Origin of the sequence: Acinetobacter sp. NIPH 817 (assembly GCF_000368405.1) — a bacterium.
In the GTDB taxonomy this organism is placed as follows: domain Bacteria; phylum Pseudomonadota; class Gammaproteobacteria; order Pseudomonadales; family Moraxellaceae; genus Acinetobacter.
The window spans coordinates 90,522-112,968 of the sequence record NZ_KB849420.1 but is presented as its reverse complement, the minus strand read 5'-3'; the positions used below and the strand labels follow the sequence as shown (position 1 = coordinate 112,968).

Here is a 22,447-nt window from a genome sequence, read left to right as displayed (position 1 = left end):
TGTTAAATTACATTCACATTTACTATTTGGCCATATCGTTAGATGCTGTATTAAGGTTTAAAAATCAGTAAGTTCTGATCTTTCCTTAACAATCCTAATATTATATTGCTGCGCTATTTTCTACTACTTAAGTTAGGAGATCAATTTGATCATGCATTTCGCTACGAATTAGAACAATTTAATGAATAAGCTCAACAAATTACCCAAATCTTCTCCTATTTAGACTTCATATGTTGAGCAAAGTTCCGGTTTGCCTGAATGTCTTTATAGAAATATAAAAAGAGCCCAGACAAGATAATTAAAGCCCCTACAAAAACCATAATCGAAAGTTGTTCATGATTTAAAGCAGCTCCAATCATCATAGCTAACATTGGTGTAATTACTGTCGTTAAAGATAATGTCGTTGGCTGAATATTTTGTATAAGTTTGAAATAACAAAACATGGCGACTAATGAAGCCATGAGTACCGTATAAATTAGAGCAAATAAAGATTTAGTTTCTGGCAAATGTGTCGGTGCATATTGCCAAATAAATGGAATAAAACAACTAGCAAAAATAGAAGACACTAAAATAGAACCTGTTGCCTGAGCCATCGGCTGGATCTGAGCATTAACTTTCTTAACCCAGAAAATTGAAAAAGAATAAACAAACACACTGATCAGCATAAGGACAATACCAAACGGATGCACATGCTGATTTGCACCGCTCAGACAAATAATGGCTAACCCACTGACCGCAATTGCCATACCCAACCATTGCAGCTTATAAAGTTGTTGGCCAAATGCAAACCGACCAATAAGTCCTGCCATAATAGGTGCTAAGCCAAACATAAGTGCAATCATGCCTGAACTTAAATATTGAGTTGCAGCATAAGTAAAAATTTGGGAGCCAATTAAGCTAAAAGATCCGGCAATGTAGCTATGAACTGCTTGTCGATGAGTCGGAAAAGGTGTTCTTAAAATCAGTAATATGATGACAGCCAAAGGCAATGCAATAAAAAAGCGTAACAACAATGCCCACATCAGATGTAAATCAGACACACTCCAAACAATAGCCAATGGAGTGGTTGCCCAAATGAACACTAACAAGGCATAAGTTAAAGCCAAATTGGTTTGCGATGGCATGTGATGCTCACTTAGCTGTTTTACGTTTTTGCTTTAAAATTGTTTGATCTAATGAACTTGAAAATTCACGCTTATCTCGTTCGGAAATAGGCGGCGGCCCACCAGTTTGCACACCCGCACCACGAAGCGTATCCATGAAATCACGCAGATGTAAACGTGCTTTAACATTCGCGGTTGTATAAACTTCACCACGTGGATGAATAGCAACGCCCCCTTTCTCAATCACTTGAGCTGCCAGTGGAATATCTTGTGTAATGACAATGTCATTTTCAATCATACGATCGACTATTTCTTTATCGGCCTGATCAGCGCCACTTAAAACTTGTATTGACTTAATACGAACAGAAGGTGTAATCCCAACATTCTGATTGGCAACAAAAATAACTTCTAATTGATAACGATCTGATGCACGCAAAATTACTTCACGTAAAATTTTTGGTAAGGCGTCTGCGTCTACCCATAGCTTAAATGGCAGCACGTTATTCTCTATTTCCACTAAAAATCTAAGTCTAACAGATGCTTTTCGAAGGTGAGTAGAAATAAACATTAAACTTATTTTTAATTTCAACATTCAAGTTTTTATAGATGAAGCTTCCTTTTAATTTATAAATAGAAGCCGCATTTCTCTTTAAATGACTAAATATGTGCTTTTACAAGAGAATTTACACATGATGACTTGAAAAATAGTAAACACCCTCGATTTAATATAACAAGTAATGTGAACCCAACAGCATCGTGCTTATGAAAAATCAAAACAGTCCAGAAGTAATTAAAGTAAATGACCAAAATTTTGGTAGTCATGGCGAACATTGGAATCTATTGACGTCCCATCCTGAAACAGATGTACCAAAATGGTTAGGACTAGCACTTGATGCACCTGTAATGCCGATGGGCTTATGCGAACATGAAGAAGATATGGATCAATCTTTTTGGTTGATTCAAGGCCCACAAAACCAAAAAGTTACAATCAACCAGATTATTGCTGTTGAAAACCAAAAGCCTCGAGCACTCAAAACAGCGTTTCCAAGTTTTGAAAGTCCATATCAATATAATGCAAAAATTGAACGTATCATTACTTGTGACTCTGCAACGCAAGCTGTGTTAAGTTTAAGACTAAATAAAAATACAACTGTTTATGCATTTGATAATTTATTTAGCGTTAACGCTTGTCAATATGACAAAAATCAAAACTATCAAGTTCAATTTAATGCATGGGCTTATGAATTAGAACCGGTTCCAGCAGGCGAGAAAATTGTTGTTGACGACCCAGCTTCAATTAAACATCACCGTGCATTAAATGCAATCTTGACTGAACATAATGGTATTGCTCCTGAAAACTTACAGGAACTCATTAATGAATGGCAGCCAAAAACCCCAGAAGATCAAGAACCTGTAACTGTTGATTTTTCTAAAATGGTCGCATATTTATATGGTGAAAATCTTGGTCAAGAAGATGAAGCATGGTTCCAAGGTAATATTGTTGGCAAAACTTCTATGACATTTATGGGGGCAGAATATACCCTTTATGATGTCACTTTGGTTTTAGAAGATGATCTTCCTGCCATATTAGTGCGCATTGCGACCAAAAACGATTTGTATAAAAACTTTAATATTGGCGAATATATTCGCGGTAATATCTGGATTCAGGCGACTATTTGTGCTAAAAAGGGTGAAACTAATTGAATTTCACTAATATTTTAATAATTAGGTTATTGAATGAAGATTATACCCGAACAAACTACCAGCCTCATTCAATCTAGTAGCCTGCGCGTAAAGGTCGATACTGGTGCGTTTTGCTTTTTTGTATTGGGTATGTTTTTAGCTGCCATATTCATGCACCAACTTGGTTTAGTGCCTTTTTAGTTTATAAAATTTATTCAAAAATAAAGCCCTCATTTGAGGGCTTTATTTATTTGATTTGCTTAACCATTACGTTTTGCAAAATCATCCATAAAGCTAATTAAAGCCTGTACGCCTTCTAATGGTACAGCATTATAAATACTTGCACGCATACCACCTACAGAACGGTGTCCAGCTAAATTCAACAAATGGTTTGCTTCGGCTTCTTTTAAGAATTGCTTGTCTAAAGCTTCATCTGCCAAGGTAAACGGTACGTTCATAATTGAACGGTTCGGAATTGCAATCGGGTTATTGTAGAAATCACTTGAGTCGATATAACCATATAACAACTGAGCTTTTTCCAGGTTAACTTTATGGATAGCATCTACCCCACCCTGCTCTAGCAACCATTCAAATACCAAACCAGACAAGTACCAAGCGTAAGTCGATGGAGTATTTACCATAGAACCATTTTTCGCTTGGTCACCATATTTTAAAATGCTTGGAATTTCTGGTTTAGCTTGATCAAGTAAGTCATCACGAATAATGACAATTGTTAAACCAGCAGGACCAATATTTTTTTGTGCGCCAGCATAGATTAAACCAAACTTGGTCACATCTAATGGAGCAGATAAAATACTTGATGAATAATCACAAACAAGTGGAGCTTTTACATCAGGAATTCCTGCGAACTGTAAGCCACCAATCGTTTCATTATCCGCATAATGTACATAGGCTGCATCATCAGACAAATTCCATTCGCTTTGATCAGAAATTGCGAACTTACCATCTACTTTAATACCAGCTTTTACAACATTAACGTCGCCATAACGTTGAGCTTCTTTTAACGCTTTTTCAGACCAGATGCCTGTATCAATATAATCAGCTTTACTGTTCTTACCTAAAAGGTTTAAAGGAATCGCTGAAAATTGTAATGACGCACCGCCTTGTAAAAACAGTACCTTATAGTTTTCTGGAATATTCATTAACTTGCGTAAATCTGCTTCAGCTTTTTCAGCCACAGCAACATAGTCAGCACTACGGTGACTCATTTCCATGATGGATAGACCTTTACCCTGCCAATCCAACAATTCTTGTTGAGCTTTTTCTAAAACGGCAGTAGGTAATGCAGCAGGACCAGCACAGAAATTGTACGCGCGCATGATTTTTCCCTTGTATAAAGTCAAACACAATAAAAATGGCATTTAACCACAGATTGCTTAAGCTTGCAGCAGCTTCTCAAGTAAATATTTCAATGCTGGACTGTATTTAAGTTTATTTTTTCAATTATTGATGTCGTTATTTACTTACTTTTAAATACTGCCTTCCAAATTTAAAAAGATTTTTAAGCAAAAAGATCAACTTGACTTGTGATTATAATTTCACATACCTTGATAGATATTAGAAAAAATATTGGCTTAGTAAATTCAATAATTAAAGGAGCTAAAATCAAAATGTTTTTATACAAATGTATAATAAACAATATGATAATTGAATTTAATAACAAGAAATTTAAACTATAAGGGATGCCAGAAATTGTTATTCAAAATGCCAGCACATCGATATAGACAGTCTATTTTTCCCTTTTCATTTAAACCTAAACATCTTGCTTTGGCTTTAGGCTTTTTTTTTACTAATCATTTATATGCCCAAAGCTTAAGTTATGCAGAAGCAGAACAACAAGCTTTGAAAAGTTCATATAGCACCCAAGCCAACCAAGCATTACAGCAAGCATCTCAATTAGAAGCTGAAGCAGTAAAGGGCCTCGGATTACCTCGAGTTGATTTAAATGTGAGAGCATATGCTTTTCATAGTGAAACAGATGTACCTCTTGGCTCTTTTAAACAAAAACTTGAGAATGATTTAAGCCAAGGGCTGAATGACAAACTTTCACAGTGGAACAATGTCATTCCATCGGATGTGCTGGGACAAGTTCAAGAAGGCGCCAATCAAACCATACATGACGGTATAAATCGATTTCCAGATTATGCGAATCTGACCATTGAAGATCAGGTTGTACGCCCTTCTATTTCAGTCGTTATGCCACTCTATACAGGTGGCTTAACCAGTAGTGCAAAAAAACTAGCAAATATTCAAGCACAGCGTTCAGAGCTTTCAAGCCAGCAACAACAAGATATACAGCGGTTTGAAGTGGTACAAAGCTATTTTAATGTTCAATTACAGCAGCAACTGGTAGCGAGTAGCTTATTTAACTTTAATGCAATGCAAAAACATTACAGCAATGCCCTAAAGCTCGAGCAACAGGGATTTATTAGTAAAGGGCAACGCATGCAATTTGAAGTCGCGCGTAATAATGCGGAACGTACTTTACAAAATACTCAAGCCAACTTAAATGCCAGTCGCTTTAGTCTTAATAATCTTTTACATCAACAAAATAATATTGATTTAAGTACACCATTATTTGTAAACAACACCCCAAGCCAGTCTCTAGAATCACTTTTAAGCAGTTATTCACAAAAATCTAGCCTTGTACAAAAAATGCAGATGGATACTCAACTGGCTAATGTAAATATTCAAGCTCAGGAAGCTGCAAAAAAACCAAGTCTTTTTGCCTTTGGTGAATATGCTCTCGATAAAAATGAAAATTGGATTGTCGGTGTAATGGCAAAATACAATTTATTTTCAGGTGTAGATAAAAATAAGAATATTCATGCTGCCGAATTGAAGCGCTATGCCTCTGAACTCATGACTGAACGAACTAAACAAGAGATCGAAGCTCTTTTGAATAAGTCATATAACGAACTTAACTCTGCTCAGCAAAGTCATCAGCTCTTACAAAGAAACGTAAATGCTGCTCAAGAAAACTTACGTATTCAAGAACTGTCTTTTCGTGAAGGAATGGGTACAGCAACCCAAGTGATTGATGCACAAAATGCATTAAGTGCGTTAAAAACTGAAATGGCTTTAAATGCTTATAAATATGTCATGTCACTCGCAACCTTACTACAAAGTCACGGCTCAATTGACCAGTTTAAAGCTTACGTTAATCAACCACATACCGACTATATTCGTTAAGGGGAGTATAAAATGAATCAAGACTCAGCTCATTCAGAACAAGATGCTCCTGTTGCGGATACAGCAGAAACCAACCAAGTTCAAAAAGATGACCAAGCTGGTGATCAGCAAGAATCAAGCACAAATAAAAGTGATTCCACACCACCTAAAAATTCAAAAATTAAACTGATTATTGGTTTGATCATTATTGCCCTATTAGGTTTAATTATTTTTGGTTTATGGAAAAGTTATCAGCCAAAGCCTATTGAACTACAAGGCCGAGTTGAAGCCGAAACAATTCACGTAAGCACAAAAGTTCCGAGTCGTATTGAAGAAATTTATGTACAAGAAGGCCAAAAAATTTCCAAAGGCCAGCCACTTGTTCGTTTAGTTAGCCCGGAAATAGAAGCTAAAAAGCAACAAGCTTTGGCTACCTTACAATCTGCTTTAGCATTTCAATCTACGGTAGATCGTGGTTCTCAACAAGAGAATATCGATACTCTTTATGCCAACTGGCAAAGCACGAAAGCACAAGCAAACCTTGCAAAAACCACTTACCAACGTGGGGAAAATTTATATAGACAAGGGGTAATTTCGCGTCAAAGACGAGATGAAATGCTCGCAGCACAGACCTCTGCTCAAGAATTAAGTGAAGCCTCTTATCAACAATATGCTCGCGCAAAACGTGGCAGTACGAGCCAACAAAAATCTACAGCAGATGCACAGGTTGAAATTGCAAAAGCAGCTGTAGGTGAAGCAAAAGCGTTAGAGGAAGAGACACGTTTACTCTCTCCTATTTCAGGTACGGTTTCAAAAACTTATGGCAAACCTTCTGAATTAGTTGCTATGGGTGTACCTGTTGTCAGCATTTTAGAAGATGATGATTTATGGGTAAGTTTAAACGTGGGTGAAAATCAATATGCCTCTGTTTATAAAAATAAAACCCTTGAAGGATTCATTCCAGCACTTAATCAGAGTGTGAATTTTAAAATTAAGAATATAGATGCTGAAGGTGAATTTGCCACCATAAAAACGACTCGCCAAACTGGAGGCTATGATATTCGCAGCTTTAAATTGCATCTTGTGCCTGAGCGTCCAGTGCAAGATTTAAAAGTTGGGATGAGTGTTCTATTTAAAATTAAAGAAGAAAAATAACGCATGTTTGCCAGTATATTACGTGAACTAAACTATCTAAAAAGCAACAAATGGGATTTGTGTATGGTGACACTCATCCCCGCTTTTATCATTTTTATGTTTAGCAGCATGTTTTACGCAGGTAAAGCTGAACACTTACCAATTGCGATTATTGATCAGGACCAAAGTGAACTTAGCCGTAATATTGAAAAGTATCTTTCGTTGAATCATACGGTAGAGATTAAAACAATTACGGCAAGCTCCACAGAAGCGGAACAACTACTCAATGAAACAAAAATCTGGGGCTATGTTTTCATTCCAGACGGCGCTGAAAAACGCTTTGTGAAAGCGCAAGATGCTCAAATCAGCATTGCATTTAACCAGTCTTTTTTTAGTGTCGGGAATACGATTTCCTCCGCAATGTTGGTCAGCACCCTCAATGCTTTAGCAGACTACGCAGGCCAGAGTTATCTCGCAAATAATATTCCCTATTTAGATGTTCCTACGGCTCATGTCAAAATCTCAACGCTCTATAACCCAAGCATGAGCTATGAGTTTTATTTAGAACCCTTCATGGTTCCAGCTGTATTACATCTATTGCTATGCTGCTGTGTTGCCTTTGCCATTGGACAAGAACTGAAACGTGGCACATTAACATCGTGGGTAAACCGAGAAAGTTTTATTCAAGGCTTATTGGCTAAAAATTTGCTCTATAGCCTTATTTTTTGTTTCTGGACATGGTTATGGATGTTTTGGCTAGTCGAAATCCGTGGCTGGTTTGTAGCGGGTTCTCTTAGTTTATTGCTATCTGCACAGTTCCTACTTTATTTTGCCTACGCTTTGATTAGCAGCACAGTTATTTTAGCAACCAAAAATTTAAGCAAAACTTTTGGCTTTATCGCTGTCTATGGTGGGTCATCTTTAAGTTTCGCAGGCGTTACACTACCTTTGAATAATGCTCCTATTTTTACCAAATTTTGGTCACTCATTATTCCCTATACCCCTTATGCCAAGCTGCAAACTGAACAATGGGTGATTGGAAGTCCAGTTTTCATTTCTATGATTCCTTTTTTAATACTTATGGGTTATTGCCTTATTTATTTCTTCTTAAGTTGTTTGCTTCTTAAAAAACTAATTCAGGGAGCAGCACAATGAAAGAGTTTTTAAATGCATATTTGCAAACTTTTAAAGATATTGTAGGGAATAGTTCAGTTTTCACGACTCTGATTTTATCGGTCATTCTTTATAGTTTTTTTTACCCTACTGCCTATAAAGCTGAGCGGGCAGAATCAATTCCAATCGTAATTGTTGATGAAGAGCAAAGCCTTTTAACTTCTCAATTAATCGGTCAAAGTGCAAATAGCCCGCATGTTCATATTGTTACCGTTACAAGCAACTTCTTACAAGCAGAACAAATGGTTCGTGAACAAAAAGCCGATGGTATTTTACTTTTACCAAGCAACTTAACGCAAAGCTTACGCCGTGGAGAAACGGGCGGAATTGGCTTATATTTGAGTACAACGAACTTTTTAAAAACTAAAGAAATTGGTTTAGGCCTAGCTACCTCCATTGAAGCCACCTTAAAAGAATATGTCGAAAAATTTGGAGAGCGTACTCATTTCCAACCCGCACTTTCTATCCATCAGGTTCCTTTATTTAATCCCCTTTCAGGATATGGAAGTTATATTTTTCCGGCTGTTGCATCTTTAATTATTCATCAAACCATTGTGTTAGGTTTAGCGATGTTGATTGCAAGCTACCGTGAGCAACACCAAAAAATTACAGCTGTTCGCTTCGCTGGAATTTTCGCCAGCCTGTTTACTATTGGTTGTTTAAGCAGTTTTTATCTTTTTGGTTTTACCTTATGGTTCAACGACTATCCACACGGTGGAAACTTCACAGGTTTACTCGTTGCTGTTCCTATTTTTATTAGCTGTGTGATTGGATTAGGCATGTTGATCGGTTCACTTTTAGACATGCCAGAACGTGCTGGACATATTATTGTGTTTAGCTCTGTACCCTTATTCTTATTAACTGGCGCTGCATGGCCACATCAAGCAATGCCTGAATGGCTACAATGGTTCGCGTGGTGTTTACCATCAACACATGGAGTACAAATGTTTGTACAACTTAATCAGATGGGTGTTCCGTTAGCCACAGTTGTACCAAAACTGATATTTCTTACGACAATCGGTCTTATTTTTTTAATCTGGGCATATTCACGTTTAAAAGCCTCCAAGTGAAGAGTTTTCTAAACTTGGAGCATAAATTATATTTTTATTTACTATGAAATCTGATAGATAAAAGTCATTTCTTAAAAATTATTGACCATAAAAATATAAAAAAACCAATAAATTCAAATTATTAATTAGTAACAATTGTCATAAAACCTTAAAAAAACTTTAAGTTGAAATTAAGGAAATTTCTCCATAGTAAAACTGTTTAGTTTTTCAGCAGCCTAAAAGGGTAACTCTGCTACCCTTTTCTATGACGGAATTTGATATGGCAAAGGTATGTTATTGCGCAGATGACTTTGCAATGAATGCAGAGATATCTCATGCAATTATTCAGTTAATTGAAAGAGGAGCACTGCAAGCGACCTCATGTATGACCCAATCTGAACTCTGGGAAACAGCTGCTGCCAAACTTAAACCTTTCTCGAATCAAATTGATATTGGCTTACATTTAAATTTCACTCATGCGTTTACTTCAGGTAATACGGTTTTCTCATTACCAGCACTCATGTTTCGCGCATGGTCATCAAATCTTAACCGTGAATTAATTACTCAGTGTATTGAAGAGCAATGGGATGCATTTGTTTCAGTCATGGGAAAACAACCCGATTTTATTGATGGGCACCAACATATTCATCAATTTCCGTTTATACGGGATATTTTGCTACAGCTTTTAAAAGAGAAAAATTTCACTGGTTGGATACGTAATTTACAACATCCAATTTATCTACCCCATTATCGTTTTAAAACTCATATGCTTTCTGCACTTGGCTCAAATGCCTTAGCAAAGGCATGCCAAACCTACCAGTTTAGCCAAAATGAATATTTCGCTGGTATCTATGACTTTAAACAAACTGATTATGCCGAACTGAATCAATATTGGCTTGCTCAAGCAAAAGACCACTTACTGATTATGTGCCATCCCTCACTTTCTACACCAAGTGAGCAAGATTCAATCCAGCATGCACGTATCCAAGAATACCAATATTTTTGTTCTGATCAGTTCCCTCTTGATTGCCAGAAAAATGGCATTCAACTTACCAGACTAAGGGCAATGCAATGAGCACAAAACCTTTTTTATCCTGCGTTGTTCCCGCTTATAACGAAGCAGAGAATTTAAAGACATTTATTCCAGCTTTAGCAAACAGCTTAAAGCAACAAAATCTTAGCTATGAAATTATTGTGGTCGATGATGGCAGTAAGGACGATACTATTCCAATCTTGCAAACAATGATCGAAGATTATCCTTTAGTTGTGCTGGAATTATCACGAAATTTTGGTAAGGAAGCTGCTTTAAGCGCAGGTTTAGACCATGTAAATGGTGAAGTTGCACTACTGATTGATGCTGACTTTCAACATCCTTTTGAAGCCATTCCAACCATGATTAACCTTTGGAAAAATGGTTATGACATGGTGTATGGCATTCGTAATCGTACCACTGAATCATGGCTAAAACGGACCTTAACTCAAGGTTACTACCGTATTTTAAACTTAAGCTCGCCTATTGATATTCCTGAAAGTGCTGGTGACTTTAGACTTCTTGACGCAAAAGTTGTTGAAGCGATTAAACAACTACCAGAAAAAAATCGCTATATGAAAGGCCTTTATGCATGGGTCGGTTTTAAAAGTATCGGGATCAATTTCTCAGAGCAAGATCGTCAACACGGCCGTTCTAGTTTTAACGTGAAAGCATTATTTAATCTGGCAATGTCTGGTTTAACTGGGTTTTCAGATTTACCTTTACGAATTTGTATTTATCTAGGTGCCCTGTTGGCTTTAGGTGCTATGAGTTACGGTGTTTGGATCATTATTAAAACCCTAATTGAAGGAATTTCTGTTCCTGGTTGGGCAACTCTTGCAGCAGGCATGACGCTATTAGGTGGCATTCAATTGTTATTCATTGGAATTTTAGGTGAATACATTGGCCGAATTTATGCAGAAGTTAAAAATCGACCAAAATATATTGTTTCAACCGAACATTCTCGTATTAAGCAAGAACACCCAATCACTCACTCAGAAAATACGTTCTCTAGTTTCTAATGTTTGCACATATTTTTCAGCTCGCGCGGTTTACCACGACTGGGGCCGCGGCGGCACTTACGCACTACAGTATTGTCATGCTCTTGTTTAAACGAAACATTGCATTGCAGTATGCCAATTTAGTCGCCTTTTTACTTGCCTATTGGGTGAGCTATTTTGGGCATCGTATTTTTACTTTTAAAGCCCAGCATATTTCTCATCGACAAACATTACCCAAATTTACGTTAGTCGCTGGATTAGGTTTTTTATTTAATGAGAGCTTTCTCTTGCTTTCTAATTTGTATTTCAGCACCCCTATTTCAACTTTGGTTTGTGTAGCTATTGTCCTGACATCAATTGTGACTTTCTTGCTTAACCGTTTTTTTGCATTTCAACATTAAGGATTATGTATGCAGCAATGGCTTCGTAGTTCCAAATTCTTATTAATATTTTTACCGATTTGGTTGTTTGTTTTGTCTTGGATAAGACCTCTTTCTGTACCAGATGAAGGACGCTACGGAGACATTAGTCGATCTATGTTTGAGTCGGGAGATTGGTTAATTCCCCGTATCAATAGCTTGCCATTTATGCATAAGCCCCCTCTATTACACTGGTTAAGTTCTATATTTATGGAACTGTTCGGTATGCATATTTGGGTATTGAGATTAGTTCCAGTGCTAGCAGGTACACTCATGCTAGTCAGTCTATTCTTATTCGTTAGAAAGCACATTTCAGAACATGTAGCACAACTTACGGCCATTATTTTAGGCACTAATTTACTGTTTTTTGGTAGTAGTGAATATATTAACCATGACCTACTACTTGCGTCATGGATTACCGTCAGTGTTTTATGTTTTGTTGATTTCACAATTTCAGCGCGTAAATCTATTTTATTTTTAGGATATTTTGCAGGTGCGGCTGCGTTCTTAAGTAAAGGTTTAATTGGTGTTTTGATTCCCGGCATGATTCTCTTACCATGGTTGCTTTACACCAAACAATGGAAAAAAATCCCTTCATTGCTTAACCCTTTGGCGATTTTGCTATTTATATTATTGGTTAGTCCATGGCTCTATGCAGTTCAGCTTAAATACCCTCAATTTTTGCATTATTTCTTTATCGACCAACAATTTAGTCGATTTAGCTCAAAAGAGTTTAATAATAAGCAACCATGGTGTTTCTATCTGCTTATTTTATTTGTCAGCTTTTTACCATGGATTCTCTCGAGTAGATTTGGATCTATTAAAGCCGTATTTCAAAATTACAAGCAATCCGCTTTACTTGCCCTGCTTGTATGGTGGTTTATTTCTGTCACAATTTTCTTCTCTATTCCTCCATCTAAACTAGCTGGCTATATTTTACCAGCTGTGCCTCCACTCGCTGTTTTCTTGGCTCTTGTTATCAACCAAGTACTTGAAAGTGAATATAAAACCAAATTACAGGTTTGGGGTTTATCTATATTTATTATGCTTGTCGGAATAGGTATTACTACTACACCGCATTTCATGCGTGTACATCAACCCTTTTTCCAAAACCAATCGATATTTATTTATATCATTGGCGCGCTATTGGTTATGCTTCCACTGGCTTTAGTCTGGTTATATAAAAAGCAGAAATTAAACTATTTGAACTATATTTTTATCAGTTTAATTGTTTTGTGTAGTTCAATCCCTTTTGCCGTTCGTATTTTAGATACCAAAAATAATGTGGGACAAACGAGTTTTTCTGAATATATGACACCATCAACAAAAATAGTTTTCTACAATTACTATTTCTATGATGTGCCTTTCCTTTTACAGCTAAAACAGCCTGTATATATTGTAAATCAATGGGATATAGTACATTCAGATAGTGCTTCTTTAGAAATTAAAGATGGTTTATTGTTTGAACCACAACGCAAAAAATACTTATGGAGTGAACAACAACTTCAAGATGCTTTAACGCAAAAGCAAGATTTGATTGTCGTAAGTCAACCTCATAATTTTGCAACTAAAGATCCATCTGTTAAGACACTCCATTATCGAAATTATGATGTGTTTATCTTCCACTCAAACAAATAAATAACCCAATAAAAAAGGAAGCTTACGCTTCCTTTTTTATTTAATTAAGACTTACTCTTCTGACACATCGTCATTCGTAGAAACTGCATCTTCACCATCTACTTCTGAAGTATCAACTTCTCCTTCGAGAAACTCTTCTTCATCTTCGACAGCTTCAATAGACACAACGCCCACTAAAGTTTCTTCTTCGCTTAAACGAATCAGACGAACACCTTGTGCATTACGACCAGTCATTGCAACTTCAGCAGCACGCGTACGAACTAATGTACCGCCATCAGAAATAAGCAACAGCTCTTTGCTTTCATCAATAGATACTGCACCTACAAGCTCACCATTACGTTCACTTGTCTTAATCGCAATAACGCCCTTACCACCACGTTTTTTGGTTGGGAAGTCATTTACAGGAGTACGTTTACCATAACCATTGGCACTCGCACACAGCACTTCGCCCGTTTCAGGAACAACAACAAGCGATACGATGCGACTTACTACATTTAAATCTGCTGAATCTTCATTATCATCAGATTCATCATTTTCAACTTCTGCATCTTCTTCACTTAAAGTGCTGCTTGCAAAGCTAACACGCATACCACGGACGCCTTTAGCAGTACGACCCATTGAACGCACGTCAGTTTCTGCAAAACGAATTGCCTTACCTTCATTCGAGAACAACATGATTTGCTGATTACCATCAGTAATCGCAACACCAATCAAGGTATCTTCTTCATTCAATTCAATTGCGCGTAAACCATTTGAACGAATGTTAGCAAACTGCTCCAAATCAACACGTTTAACCGTACCTGAAGCTGTCGCCATAAATACATAATGGTTTTCTGGGAACTCAGTTAACGGCAAGATAGCTGTAACCGTTTCATTCGCATCTAAAGGTAACAAGTTTACAATCGGACGGCCTTTAGCACCACGTGATGCTTGAGGCACTTCAAATACACGAAGACGATAGACTTTACCTACGTTAGTAAAGCAGAGTACAGTCGCATGGTTTGAAGCCACAATCAGATGTTGAATAAAGTCATCATCTTTCATTGAGGTTGCAGACTTACCACGTCCACCACGGCGCTGAGCCTGATAGTCTGAAAGTGGTTGAGTTTTTGCATAACCTGTTTGTGAAACCGTTAATACAACTTGTTCTTCAGGAATTAAATCTTCACGGCTAAAATCAATACGTGATTCAATAATTTCTGTACGACGACCATCACCATACTGTTGTAGTACTTGCGCTAATTCTTCACGAATTACAGCCATCAATAAATTGAAATCATTAAGAATTGCTGTAAGTTCAGCAATTTGACCTAAAATCTCAGTATATTCTGCATGTAATTTGTCTTGCTCAAGACCTGTTAAACGATGTAAACGCAATTCTAAAATTGCACCCACTTGCGTTGGTGATAAACGGTAAATTGATTCAGTTAGACCAAATGGACGATCTGGGTTTTCACCTTCGATTTCATCTGGGCGAACAGAAATAGCGCCAGCTTTTTCAAGTAAAGAAATAACGCCACCACCAGCCCACTCACCTGCTAGTAACCGCTCACGCGCTTCAGCTGGGTTAGCAGAAGTTTTGATGGTTTCAATAATTTCATCAATATTGGCTAAAGCAACAGTTAAGCCTTCTAAGATATGACCACGTTCACGTGCTTTACGTAATTCGAACATGGTACGGCGTGTCACTACTTCTTGGCGGTGACGAATAAATGCCGCAATAATATCTTTCAGATTCATCAATTTTGGTTGTCCGTTATCAAGACAAACCATGTTGATGCTGAATGAGTTTTCAAGCTGCGTATTTAAGAATAAGTTATTTACAACGACTTCTGCGTTTTCACCGCGTTTCAAGTCAATTGCAATACGCATACCATCTTTGTCAGACTCATCACGAAGCTCTGAAATACCTTCAAGTTTTTTCTCTTTAACTAACTCAGCAATACGTTCAATAACTCTTGCTTTGTTAACTTGATATGGAATTTCAGTAAAGACGATGGTTGTACGGCCTGTCTTTTCATCTTCTTCGAAATGGTACTTACCACGAATGTGTAGTCGGCCTTTACCTGTACGGTAAGCATCAACAATACCTGATTTACCGTAAATAATACCGCCTGTAGGGAAATCAGGACCAGTAATGTATTCCATCAACCCTTCAATCGAGATATTCGGATTGTCAGCATAGGCTAAGCATGCATTCACAACTTCTGTCATGTTATGCGGTGCCATGTTGGTTGCCATACCTACGGCAATACCAGCAGCGCCATTAATTAACAGGTTAGGAACACGTGTTGGAAGTACCTGAGGAATACGCTCAGATCCGTCGTAGTTATCTTCCCAGTCAACTGTGTCTTTTTCTAGATCTGCAAGAAGCTCGTGCGCTAACTTAGTCATACGGACTTCGGTATAACGCATTGCAGCCGCGCTATCACCATCGATCGAACCGAAGTTACCCTGACCATCTACCAATAAATAACGTAAGCTAAAATCTTGAGCCATACGTACAATAGTTTCATAAACAGCTGAGTCACCATGAGGGTGATATTTACCGATTACGTCCCCAACAACACGTGCAGATTTCTTGTAGGCTTTGTTATAGTCATTGCCCAATTCGTGCATGGCAAATAGCACACGACGGTGAACAGGTTTCAGACCGTCTCTCACATCCGGCAATGCACGAGATACGATTACACTCATTGCGTAATCTAAATATGAATGCTTGAGTTCATCCTCAATGGCAATCGGTCGGATTTCCGATACGCTCATGCATACTCCTTCTTACAGATAGAAATTTCCATCTGCTAATATGTCTTGATCTTGCAAAAAATTTAGTTCTGAAAACTGAACTAAAATCGAAAAAATATAGCTGTATAGTATAGCACAAACTGCTCGTTAACTGGGAGTTTAGCAATCTGAAAATAGCATTTTTTTACAATAAAAATTTCATTAGAATTAATAAGTTAAAATTAGAGAATTCTAGTTTTAAATGTATTTCTTAAAACTCAACAGTTCGACCAAAATATAGACAACATAAAAATGCTCTCTTTAGAGCACTTTTCATCTAATCTTAAAAACAAAACTTAGTTTATTAGTCCAAATACATAATATTTAGCTTGAACATACTCGTCTTGCTGTAAATCCATTATTCTTTAATTTCTTTAAATAATGGGTTTGAAATATCATTTTATAGGCCGATATTGAGCAGGAATCCACAGATATCCTTTTGAGCCTTTGCCAATATGCCCAATGCCAGGAAAAGCAACATGTGCAGCTCCCACCCACCATTGGTTTTTATAGGCTTGTTCAAAGATATTCTTACGAACAGCTATAGCCTGATTCGAGTGAGTATCAGGTTTGTAGCTTGCATCAGGATAAGGAAACTGTACTGCACCATAATGCACAACATCACCAAGACCTAAAAACTTTTGACCGTTTTGTCCATCTACTAAGTATGAAGAATGACCTTCGGTATGACCATGAGTCACGATAAGTTGAACATTCGGTACGTTAAAAGAAGTTTTGGTAAAAGCGACGAGTTGCCCTGCCTTTTGGTATGGCTGTAAGGCATCTCTCGTCATTTTAAATATTGGCTTAAAAAAATTGGTAGCTTTTGCTTCATTCGCTGGCGATGTCCAAAAATCTACATCTTCTTTAGCCAGATAAACTTTTGCATTCGGATAAGCCATTTTGCCATCAAGTGTAATACCGCATAAATGATCAGGATGAGCATGTGTAATCAAGATGGTATCTATTTGTTCAGGCTGTACGCCTGCTTTCTTTAAATTTTCACGCACATGGCCCAAGGTTGGACCAAAACATTTTGCAGTACCAGCATCAATTAAAATATTTTGTGTGGGTGTTTGAACAAGATAGGCAGAGAAATCTGTGACAATCTGATTATGCTCATCTACAGGAACAAAGTTTTCTGCAAACAGTCGATTGGCTTTTTCAGCTGAAATACCTAGTAAATCACTACGAGGCAGTCCCAGTTCCCCATCAAACAATGCTGTTACCTTAAGGTTGCCTACTGGTTGTAAAAAGTATCCATCAACTTGATGTACACTTGGCGTCTGTTCAGCATGGATAACTGTACTGGCACTCAGCAGTAATAATATCGCAAGTGATTTGAATGATTTCATCATAGAGTCCTTCGTATTTTAATACTTTAACTCTATTGGTTTTTATCTATTTAAATCGCTCAATAAACTACAAGAAACGCTCAAATTGACTTATTCGGCAGTTAGCATAGCAGGATCTATACCATAACGCTCTACAAAGCGATCACGAAAAATAGCAGCAGACTGGTATCCAGATTTTGCTGCAATGGTTTTCATAGGTAACTTTTTCGAGTACAACAACTCAAGTGCATAAGTAAGACGGGCATGCGTAATCGTTTCTCTTAAGGTCGTATCTTCATGGCTAAGCTTGCGGCGAAGTGTTGCGCTGCTCAAACCTAGTCGCATTTCAAACTCACTAGACTGCCAATGGTGCTGTGGATTTTCTATTACCCAATCATGAATGATTTTTGTCAATTTAGGTGGCGGTACAATTAACACATCTGAACAATGCTGTTGGCATAACTGTACAAGTATAGCGGTAATACATAAACGTGCTTTCACCACATCATGATTAAATAAAGCCGTTTGCCACTCAGCTAAAGATGTAGCGAAATCATCAATTGAAAACTTTAATATTGCTTCAGTTCTGTCTACAACTGGCTTAGCCCAAATCATTTGTGCAGCTTGAATGACTTCGTCACACATAGGCACCAGAATAGTGAGATATTCACCCGTTATAGGGTCCGGCAGATTAACTGCATCGATAACCGTATCGGGTTTTATAACGTATAGATCGCCAGCGCTAAAATTGATTTGTTTTGTTTGAAGATTTAATTGCTGTTGCCCATATAAAATAAACCCCATGTGCAACTGACTAACTTTAATATTGGACAGTCCATGCTGATTTTTCGAACGAATACATAAATAATCTCGTGCCATATCTGCCCGTGCCAATCTCACAAGTGATTGATGCAATTGGTGGGCCTCTAGGGAAGCGGAATAATTAATATTCATAATGATGATCTAAATAAAAAACGCCCTTGGCTATTTATAGCACAAGGGCGTTTTTCGAATAAGTGACAAGCTGTAAATTACAACTTGCTTACTAACTCTGGTACTACAGTGTTCAAATCACCAACTAACCAGTAGTCAGCAACACTGTTGATTGGCGCTTCTTCGTCTTTGTTGATTGCAACAATAACTTTAGAATCTTTCATACCAGCTAAATGCTGGATCGCACCAGAAATACCTACAGCAACATAAAGGTCAGGCGCAACGATTTTACCAGTTTGACCCACTTGGAAGTCGTTAGGTACGAAGCCCGCATCAACTGCCGCACGTGAAGCACCTTGTGCTGCACCAAGCTTGTCAGCTAATGGATCAAGTACTTTATGGTAGTTCTCACCAGAACCTACACCGCGACCACCAGAAACTACGATACGAGCCGCAGTTAATTCTGGACGATCAAGCTTAACGATTTCTTCAGATACAAAATGAGAAATACCTGCATCTTTCGCTTCACTTACTGCTTCAACCGCAGCAGAACCACCTTCAGCAGCTACTGGATCAAATGCTGTACCACGAACTGTACCCACAATGATTGCTTCGTCAGATTGAACAGTCGCAATCGCGTTACCTGCATAAATCGGACGCTTGAATGTATTTGCAGATTCAACAGAAATAATGTCTGTGATCATGCTTACATCAAGAAGAGCAGCAACACGTGGAAGAATGTTCTTACCAGTGGTTGTAGAAGCAGCTAATACGTATTTGTAACCTTTAGCTAAATCAGCAACTAAAGCAGCTACGTTTTCAGCTAACTGGTTTGCATAAGCAGCATTATCAGCAAGTAAAACTTTGCTTACACCAGCAACTTTAGCAGCAGCATCAGCAACTGCCTGAGCACCAGAACCAGCAACTAATACAGTAATATCACCACCGATTTTTTGTGCTGCAGCAACAACGTTTAAAGTAGCACCGTTAAGTACTTGGTTGTTGTGATCAGCGATAACTAAAATACTCATGATTTTATCCTTCCGTATTAGATCACTTTCGCTTCATTTTTCAATTTTTCAACAAGCTCATCTACAGATTTCACTTGTACGCCAGCTTTACGTTCTGCTGGAGCTTCAACTTTAACAGTTTTAAGCTTAGTACCAGCTGTAACGCCATAATCAGCAGGAGATTTAGTATCAAGTGGCTTCTTACGAGCTTTCATGATGTTAGGCAATGCTGCATAACGTGGCTCATTCAAACGCAAGTCAGTTGTAATGATTGCTGGAAGTGCCAGTTCAACAGTTTGTAAACCACCGTCAACTTCACGAGTTACTTGTACTTTGCCGCCATCAACTTTCACTTCAGAAGCGAATGTACCTTGGCCCGCACCTAATAATGCGCCAAGCATTTGACCTACTTGGTTAGAGTCATCATCAATTGCTTGTTTACCAAGAAGGATAAGTTCTGGTTTTTCAGCTTCAACAACACCTTTTAAAATTTTAGCAACTTCTAAAGCGCCAATTTCATCAGTGGTTTCAACTAAAATACCGCGGTCTGCACCCAAAGCCATTGCAGAACGGATTTGTTCTTGAGCTTCTTTAGGACCCACAGAAACAACAACGATTTCTGTTACTGTTCCTTTTTCTTTTAAGCGAACCGCTTCTTCCACTGCGATTTCACAAAATGGGTTAATTGACATTTTAACGTTAGTTAGGTCAACCCCACTATTGTCCGGCTTAACACGAACTTTGACGTTGGCATCAACCACGCGTTTTACAGCAACAAGAGCCTTCATGTAATCCTCGGCTGTTCTAGCAAAAGTAAATGTTGAGAAAAGTATATTAACTCTTCAATTAAAATTTTTTAGGTACCCTATCTTGCAATGTGTTTGGCATTTCGGTCAAGTCACAATTTTCCAGAACAGCACAAAAAAAATGAAACCATCAGTTCATAAAAAAAATATTATGCCTTATTAGGCGCTATTTCGTTCTTTTTACACTCTATTTTATATATTGATTTTTATTATCTTTTTATCTTATTTAGCTTATTAGTCAGAAACATAAGATCACCTTAAAATAATCGAGATGAGATGTTTTTGACTCAGGGGTACCGACAAAATATCCCAAGATCAAAATGGTCAATTTGACTATTTCCCCTATTTCTCTTAAACAAATTTCTAAAAAAATACAAATGATGTCTACATTCGTATAAGACTTGCCATTTTAATCAACTTTATTATTAAGATTGTTCTTAAATCTATTCATTCTTTTGTGCTCTCGGATGAGCTTGATCATAGACTTGTGCCAAATGATCAAAATCGATATGCGTGTAAATTTGTGTCGTAGACAAATTACTGTGGCCTAACATTTCTTGTACTGACCGCAAATCACCACTGCTTGATAACATATGGCTAGCAAAACAATGCCGTAATAAATGAGGATGCAAATCTACATTCACACCAGCTCTTTGTGCTTGAAGCTTTACACGCTTTTCGATTTGCCGTGGGGTTAACACACCACCTCTTTGAGAAATAAAAACAAAAGCATTTTGATCAAAATGGCCTTTCCAGATTTTGTAAATTTTCAGCCAATTCAATAGGCTTTCTTTCGCCTTTTTCCCAAATGGTACAATCCGGGTTTTATTTCCTTTACCCGTAATACGTACCAGTTGACGGTTAAAATCGATATCTTTAATTGTTAAGCCTTGCAGTTCAGCCAGACGCAAACCACTTGAGTAAAGTAACTCGAGCATGGCTTTATCTCTTAACCATAATTGCTGATCAATTGGTTTTTCAGGCGTAGGCTGATCTAAAATCTGATTAACCGTTTCTATGTCGATCATACCCGGTAAGGGTCTAGGCTGACGTTTAAGCTTAAAGTCATCAGTAGGGTTAATTTCTAGATATTTCCCTTGTTCAGCCCATTTCATAAACTGGCGAATTGAAGTGAGATGACGCTGCATACTGCTTGAACTTAACTGGTCCTGCTCAACACGCTGGGCCAAATATTCACGTAAATCTGAAGCTTCAATATTTCTTAAATCAATTTGTTTGAGCTCGCAGAACTCAAGAAAGCTTTTAACATCTCTTTCATAAGCTGTAATCGTGTGCTCAGAATGGTTCTGAATTTTTCTTTCTTTTAACCACATTGAGAGCAGCTGTAATGCAAAATCCAAATTGCTCTCCATTTATTTGCTCATTTTATTTTTTCAGTGTATCAAAAAGTAGTTGTTCAGGAAATTTAAGATCGTACAGCGCAACAACTCATTACCTTATATATTACACTTCACTTTAAGTATTCGTCGGAACCCTGCTGTCATGACTACCATACTCATTCCCTACTTAATTGCCATTACTTTACTTACGCTTACCCCAGGTCTGGATACGACTTTAATTATTCGTACCGCTACTCTTGAAGGCAAATCTAAAGCATTTCAAGCAGCAGTGGGTATTAGCCTTGGCTGCATTGCATGGGGAATTGTGGTCGCTTGTGGTCTAGGTGCTTTGCTTATGGCTTCTGATTTAGCTTTTAATATTCTGAAATGGATGGGGGCTGCTTATTTAGCTTGGCTAGGTTTGAATATGATTTTAAAACCACGTAGCCAACTTTCAGACATGCAAGAAAGCAACTCCAATGTCCCTTCTTCACAAAATTGGTTTATTAAAGGTTTTTTGGGTAACTTACTTAATCCCAAAGTCGGAATTTTTTATATTTCATTTCTTCCACAATTTATTCCACCACAAGCATCGGCTGTCACTTGGATTATGGGGCTTGTAATGATTCATGTGGTGATTGGAACCTTATGGTCAATTTTATTAATTTTGGCCATGCAACCACTGTCACGTTACCTTAAGCAACCCAAATTTATGAAATATATGGACCGAATTACGGGCAGTATTTTTGTGTTGTTTGCTTTGAAATTAGCTTTGAGTAAAAGATAAATTTTAAAAAAGCGTGCTCATAGATAGCACG

The 22,447-nt window shown here is 37.6% G+C and carries 20 protein-coding genes and 1 pseudogene; 12 read left to right on the top strand and 9 right to left on the bottom strand.

Annotated features, from left to right (window positions below; translation table 11 throughout):
- Window positions 1-105: 105 nt before the first annotated feature.
- Window positions 106-186 (top strand): annotated as a pseudogene (locus F968_RS20530) (PilZ domain-containing protein); the annotation flags it as partial.
- Between the two features lie 29 nt (window positions 187-215).
- On the opposite strand, the gene F968_RS04110 reads toward F968_RS20530, so the two are convergent.
- Both F968_RS04110 and F968_RS04105 read right to left on the bottom strand, forming a co-directional pair.
- Window positions 216-1,124: a DMT family transporter gene (locus tag F968_RS04110; RefSeq protein ID WP_004790617.1), complete on the bottom strand. Its 909-nt coding sequence runs from the start codon at window positions 1,122-1,124 to the stop codon at window positions 216-218.
- A 7-nt stretch (window positions 1,125-1,131) separates the two neighbouring features.
- Entirely contained in the window at window positions 1,132-1,620 is a 489-nt protein-coding gene (locus tag F968_RS04105) for a YaiI/YqxD family protein (protein ID WP_081310814.1), read from the bottom strand.
- A gap of 245 nt (window positions 1,621-1,865) precedes the next feature.
- Between F968_RS04105 and F968_RS04100 the strand changes: the two genes are divergently transcribed.
- Both F968_RS04100 and F968_RS20315 read left to right on the top strand, forming a co-directional pair.
- Entirely contained in the window at window positions 1,866-2,807 is a 942-nt protein-coding gene (locus tag F968_RS04100) for a hypothetical protein (protein WP_004790613.1), read from the top strand.
- 33 nt (window positions 2,808-2,840) lie between these two features.
- Window positions 2,841-2,987, top strand: coding sequence for a hypothetical protein (locus F968_RS20315; protein ID WP_004790612.1), 147 nt, complete (start codon window positions 2,841-2,843; stop codon window positions 2,985-2,987).
- 59 nt (window positions 2,988-3,046) lie between these two features.
- Here F968_RS20315 and serC read toward each other — a convergent pair whose 3' ends face one another.
- Window positions 3,047-4,126, bottom strand: a complete 1,080-nt coding sequence (gene serC / locus F968_RS04095; RefSeq protein WP_004790611.1) for a 3-phosphoserine/phosphohydroxythreonine transaminase — start codon at window positions 4,124-4,126, stop codon at window positions 3,047-3,049.
- Window positions 4,127-4,511: 385 nt separating this feature from the next.
- On the opposite strand from serC, the gene F968_RS04090 reads away from it, so the two are divergent.
- From F968_RS04090 to F968_RS04055, 8 genes are all read left to right on the top strand, one after another.
- Window positions 4,512-5,999, top strand: a complete 1,488-nt coding sequence (locus F968_RS04090; protein WP_004790610.1) for a TolC family protein — start codon at window positions 4,512-4,514, stop codon at window positions 5,997-5,999.
- A gap of 12 nt (window positions 6,000-6,011) precedes the next feature.
- On the top strand, window positions 6,012-7,133 hold the full coding sequence (locus F968_RS04085) for an HlyD family secretion protein (RefSeq protein WP_004790609.1): 1,122 nt from the start codon (window positions 6,012-6,014) through the stop codon (window positions 7,131-7,133).
- A gap of 3 nt (window positions 7,134-7,136) precedes the next feature.
- The gene (locus F968_RS04080) at window positions 7,137-8,267 is read left to right on the top strand and encodes an ABC transporter permease (protein ID WP_212749649.1); all 1,131 of its coding nucleotides are present in this window, start codon (window positions 7,137-7,139) and stop codon (window positions 8,265-8,267) included.
- Window positions 8,264-9,355 carry an A1S_2622 family ABC transporter permease subunit gene (locus F968_RS04075; RefSeq protein ID WP_004790605.1) on the top strand — a complete coding sequence of 364 codons (1,092 nt, stop codon included), beginning with the start codon at window positions 8,264-8,266 and terminating at the stop codon, window positions 9,353-9,355. Before F968_RS04080 ends, F968_RS04075 begins: the two co-directional genes overlap by 4 nt.
- A gap of 259 nt (window positions 9,356-9,614) precedes the next feature.
- On the top strand, window positions 9,615-10,409 hold the full coding sequence (locus F968_RS04070) for a ChbG/HpnK family deacetylase (RefSeq protein ID WP_004790603.1): 795 nt from the start codon (window positions 9,615-9,617) through the stop codon (window positions 10,407-10,409).
- Entirely contained in the window at window positions 10,406-11,386 is a 981-nt protein-coding gene (locus F968_RS04065) for a glycosyltransferase family 2 protein (RefSeq protein WP_004790600.1), read from the top strand. The genes F968_RS04070 and F968_RS04065 overlap by 4 nt, the downstream gene beginning before the upstream one ends.
- On the top strand, window positions 11,386-11,766 hold the full coding sequence (locus F968_RS04060; RefSeq protein WP_004790598.1) for a GtrA family protein: 381 nt from the start codon (window positions 11,386-11,388) through the stop codon (window positions 11,764-11,766). Before F968_RS04065 ends, F968_RS04060 begins: the two co-directional genes overlap by 1 nt.
- Window positions 11,767-11,775: 9 nt before the next feature.
- The gene (locus F968_RS04055; protein WP_004790595.1) at window positions 11,776-13,422 is read left to right on the top strand and encodes an ArnT family glycosyltransferase; all 1,647 of its coding nucleotides are present in this window, start codon (window positions 11,776-11,778) and stop codon (window positions 13,420-13,422) included.
- Window positions 13,423-13,473: 51 nt separating this feature from the next.
- On the opposite strand, the gene gyrA is transcribed toward F968_RS04055, so the two are convergent.
- From gyrA to xerA, 6 genes are all read right to left on the bottom strand, one after another.
- The gene (gene gyrA / locus F968_RS04050; protein WP_004790593.1) at window positions 13,474-16,188 is read right to left on the bottom strand and encodes a DNA gyrase subunit A; all 2,715 of its coding nucleotides are present in this window, start codon (window positions 16,186-16,188) and stop codon (window positions 13,474-13,476) included.
- Window positions 16,189-16,601: 413 nt separating this feature from the next.
- On the bottom strand, window positions 16,602-17,561 hold the full coding sequence (locus F968_RS04045; RefSeq protein WP_004790590.1) for an MBL fold metallo-hydrolase: 960 nt from the start codon (window positions 17,559-17,561) through the stop codon (window positions 16,602-16,604).
- Window positions 17,562-17,651: 90 nt separating this feature from the next.
- Window positions 17,652-18,494, bottom strand: a complete 843-nt coding sequence (locus F968_RS04040) for a helix-turn-helix domain-containing protein (RefSeq protein WP_004790589.1) — start codon at window positions 18,492-18,494, stop codon at window positions 17,652-17,654.
- Window positions 18,495-18,571: 77 nt separating this feature from the next.
- Window positions 18,572-19,504: an electron transfer flavoprotein subunit alpha/FixB family protein gene (locus tag F968_RS04035; protein WP_004790587.1), complete on the bottom strand. Its 933-nt coding sequence runs from the start codon at window positions 19,502-19,504 to the stop codon at window positions 18,572-18,574.
- A 17-nt stretch (window positions 19,505-19,521) separates the two neighbouring features.
- Window positions 19,522-20,271 (bottom strand): electron transfer flavoprotein subunit beta/FixA family protein, encoded by a 750-nt coding sequence (locus F968_RS04030; protein ID WP_004790585.1) that lies wholly within the window; start codon window positions 20,269-20,271, stop codon window positions 19,522-19,524.
- Window positions 20,272-20,732: 461 nt separating this feature from the next.
- Window positions 20,733-21,623 (bottom strand): site-specific tyrosine recombinase/integron integrase, encoded by an 891-nt coding sequence (gene xerA, locus F968_RS04025; RefSeq protein ID WP_081399594.1) that lies wholly within the window; start codon window positions 21,621-21,623, stop codon window positions 20,733-20,735.
- A gap of 169 nt (window positions 21,624-21,792) precedes the next feature.
- On the opposite strand from xerA, the gene F968_RS04020 reads away from it, so the two are divergent.
- Window positions 21,793-22,416, top strand: a complete 624-nt coding sequence (locus F968_RS04020; RefSeq protein WP_004790583.1) for a LysE family translocator — start codon at window positions 21,793-21,795, stop codon at window positions 22,414-22,416.
- Window positions 22,417-22,447 lie beyond the last annotated feature (31 nt).

Bases quoted from the DNA above. Each gene is read 5' to 3' on its own strand.
- F968_RS04110 (WP_004790617.1), bottom strand. From the start codon at position 1,124: ATGCCATCGCAAACCAATTTGGCTTTAACTTATGCCTTGTTAGTGTTC.
- F968_RS04100 (WP_004790613.1), top strand. From the start codon at position 1,866: ATGAAAAATCAAAACAGTCCAGAAGTAATTAAAGTAAATGACCAAAAT.
- F968_RS20315 (WP_004790612.1), top strand. From the start codon at position 2,841: ATGAAGATTATACCCGAACAAACTACCAGCCTCATTCAATCTAGTAGC.
- serC (WP_004790611.1), bottom strand. From the start codon at position 4,126: ATGCGCGCGTACAATTTCTGTGCTGGTCCTGCTGCATTACCTACTGCC.
- F968_RS04090 (WP_004790610.1), top strand. From the start codon at position 4,512: ATGCCAGCACATCGATATAGACAGTCTATTTTTCCCTTTTCATTTAAA.
- F968_RS04085 (WP_004790609.1), top strand. From the start codon at position 6,012: ATGAATCAAGACTCAGCTCATTCAGAACAAGATGCTCCTGTTGCGGAT.
- F968_RS04080 (WP_212749649.1), top strand. From the start codon at position 7,137: ATGTTTGCCAGTATATTACGTGAACTAAACTATCTAAAAAGCAACAAA.
- F968_RS04075 (WP_004790605.1), top strand. From the start codon at position 8,264: ATGAAAGAGTTTTTAAATGCATATTTGCAAACTTTTAAAGATATTGTA.
- F968_RS04070 (WP_004790603.1), top strand. From the start codon at position 9,615: ATGGCAAAGGTATGTTATTGCGCAGATGACTTTGCAATGAATGCAGAG.
- F968_RS04065 (WP_004790600.1), top strand. From the start codon at position 10,406: ATGAGCACAAAACCTTTTTTATCCTGCGTTGTTCCCGCTTATAACGAA.
- F968_RS04060 (WP_004790598.1), top strand. From the start codon at position 11,386: ATGTTTGCACATATTTTTCAGCTCGCGCGGTTTACCACGACTGGGGCC.
- F968_RS04055 (WP_004790595.1), top strand. From the start codon at position 11,776: ATGCAGCAATGGCTTCGTAGTTCCAAATTCTTATTAATATTTTTACCG.
- gyrA (WP_004790593.1), bottom strand. From the start codon at position 16,188: ATGAGCGTATCGGAAATCCGACCGATTGCCATTGAGGATGAACTCAAG.
- F968_RS04045 (WP_004790590.1), bottom strand. From the start codon at position 17,561: ATGAAATCATTCAAATCACTTGCGATATTATTACTGCTGAGTGCCAGT.
- F968_RS04040 (WP_004790589.1), bottom strand. From the start codon at position 18,494: ATGAATATTAATTATTCCGCTTCCCTAGAGGCCCACCAATTGCATCAA.
- F968_RS04035 (WP_004790587.1), bottom strand. From the start codon at position 19,504: ATGAGTATTTTAGTTATCGCTGATCACAACAACCAAGTACTTAACGGT.
- F968_RS04030 (WP_004790585.1), bottom strand. From the start codon at position 20,271: ATGAAGGCTCTTGTTGCTGTAAAACGCGTGGTTGATGCCAACGTCAAA.
- xerA (WP_081399594.1), bottom strand. From the start codon at position 21,623: ATGTGGTTAAAAGAAAGAAAAATTCAGAACCATTCTGAGCACACGATT.
- F968_RS04020 (WP_004790583.1), top strand. From the start codon at position 21,793: ATGACTACCATACTCATTCCCTACTTAATTGCCATTACTTTACTTACG.